This window comes from Mesorhizobium sp. M7A.F.Ca.MR.362.00.0.0, from assembly GCF_004023175.1.
Lineage (GTDB): Bacteria > Pseudomonadota > Alphaproteobacteria > Rhizobiales > Rhizobiaceae > Mesorhizobium.
Map to the genome: position 1 here is coordinate 5,613 of NZ_RZTF01000310.1, position 2,179 is coordinate 7,791.

At 62.5% G+C, this 2,179-nt stretch carries 1 protein-coding gene and 2 pseudogenes; 2 read left to right on the forward strand and 1 reads right to left on the reverse strand.

The window, feature by feature from the left end:
- A pseudogene (locus tag EOC06_RS43700) lies at nt 1–587 on the reverse strand (cation:proton antiporter); the annotation flags it as partial.
- A 161-nt stretch (nt 588–748) separates the two neighbouring features.
- On the opposite strand from EOC06_RS43700, the pseudogene EOC06_RS27915 reads away from it, so the two are divergent.
- Nucleotides 749–1,745 (forward strand): annotated as a pseudogene (locus EOC06_RS27915) (AraC family transcriptional regulator).
- A 60-nt stretch (nt 1,746–1,805) separates the two neighbouring features.
- On the forward strand, nt 1,806–2,179 hold a 374-nt coding region (locus EOC06_RS27920; protein ID WP_164898772.1), incomplete at its 3' end, for an MFS transporter.

The window sequence follows — 2,179 nt, forward strand, 5'->3', positions numbered from 1 at the left end:
ATCGCGGCAAGGCCGATGCCGACCTCAGTCAGCCGCTCCGACAGGCTGGTGTCGGCTCCACCGGGCGCCAGGAACGCGATCAGGGCCAGCAGCGGCACGATGGCAAGGTCCTCGAGCAGCAGGACCGATACGATGCGCTGGCCTTTCGGTGCGGCGATTTCACCGCGTTCCTCCAGGAGTTGCATGACGATCGCCGTCGAGGTCAGCACGAAGCCGGCGCCGGCGACGAAGGATTGCGCGATCGGAAACCCTCCCGCCATGCCGACACCGGTCAGCAGCAGCGCGCAGACGCCGACCTGCAGCGCGCCGAGGCCGAAGATCTCGCGGCGCAGGCCCCACAGCCGCGACGGCTGCATTTCCAGCCCGATGATGAACAGGAACATCACCACACCGAGCTCGGCGACATGAAGAATGGCTTCCGATTCGGAAAAGACGCCGAGGCCGAACGGACCGATCACCACGCCGGCGGCCAGATAGCCGAGGATCGAGCCAAGGCCCATGCGCTTGAAGATCGGAACGGCAACGACGCCGGCAGCAAGCAGTGCCACCACCTGAATCAGATCACTGCCCGATGCTTCCGCCGCCATGCCTCTTGTCCCTGTGTCTAGCAGAAACTCCTTGCATGCAGTTGGAGTGGGAGGCAAGGCGAGAAATCTGCCGGGAAGGGTAGGGTGCGGTTGCAGCGATTCCCCTGGTGGAACAACGGTCCCCGCTTGCCTGCCGGACGTTCGGCATCTATATCACGTATATGCCTGACTATTCGTCCCGGCCGTCTTCGACGCCACATATCCCGATGGATGCGCTCAGCGAAGTTTTACAAGACTTTCGCTTGAGTGGTGTCAACTATGGCCGCTGCGAGCTCCGGCACCCATGGAGCATAGACTTTCCGCAACAACAGCTGCTTCGGTTTCACTTTGTCGGCCAGGGCCCGTGCTGGATTCATACTGAATCGCAAGGCTGGCAGGAGTTGCGCGATGGCGATCTGGTGCTGCTGCCGCAAGGCATCGCCCATCGGCTGGCGAGCGCACCGGACGTTGCAGGGGACTCGCTCGAAGGTTGCCAGGTGATCAAGTTGGGGGGCAACGTCTGCGAAGTGGTACGGCAAGGAACGGGCGCGACGAGCACCCTTTTCTGCGGCTCCATGGCCTTGGACTCCTATGCGCTCAACCCATTGATCACGTTGATGCCGCCTGTCATCAAGGGTTGCGACGTGGCCGGCAATGACCCGGTCGTCGGTCCTTTGCTGGCGGCCATGACGGTGGAGGCCTCGCAACCGCAGATGGGCAGCGCCACGATTCTGTCGCGTATCGCGTATGGCCGACTTGCTGACGGCCCGGCTCATACGCTGCTGGGTCAATTGCAACGGAGCCTCGACCACCGGTTGGCTCGCAGCCATCCGCGACCCCCATATAGGCCGCGCTTTGGCGGCCATGCACCGCAGCCCCGGCCACAACTGGACGCTGGGAAGCCTGGCCGGCGTGGCAGGCCAATCGCGTTCGATTTTCGCCGAGCGTTTCAGTGCGGTATTGGGGGAGGGTGCCGCACACTATCTCGCCCGCCTGCGTATGCAGCTTGCCCGCGAATTGCTGGGCCAAAACGGCTTGTCGGTTGCCGAAGTCGCTACCCGTTTGGGCTATGATTCCGAGGCATCCTTCGCGCGCGCGTTCAAGCGCATCACCAATGTCTCGCCGGGCGTTGTGCGCCGCACAATTCCCGGACGAATGGATATGAATTTCGGATTCTAAGATACATATCATCCGAGCGGACTCGCCTATTTAAGACCTCCAAACTTTGGAGGTCTTTCCGTGACTGACACAACATTACAGATTGAAGACGCCGCGATTGGCCTTGATGCCGATGCACCAGCCGCGTGGAGTTCAGCCACCTGGTTCGCGGTCATTTCATTGGCGGCCACCAGCTTTGCCCTGGTGTCGGCCGAATTCCTGCCCGCAGGTCTGCTGACGCCAATGGCACGCGATCTCGGCATCAGCGAGGGGACGGCCGGCCAGGTCGTCACCGCCACCGCTTCCGTCGGCGCCGTGACGGCCATGTTGAGCAATGTTCTCATCGGCCGCTTGAACCGCAAGGCGGTGCTGGTTGGTCTCAGCGCTCTTGCGGTCGGTTCCAATATCCTGGCGGCGCTGGCGACCGATTTCTGGCTGTTGCTGTTGGGCCGGGC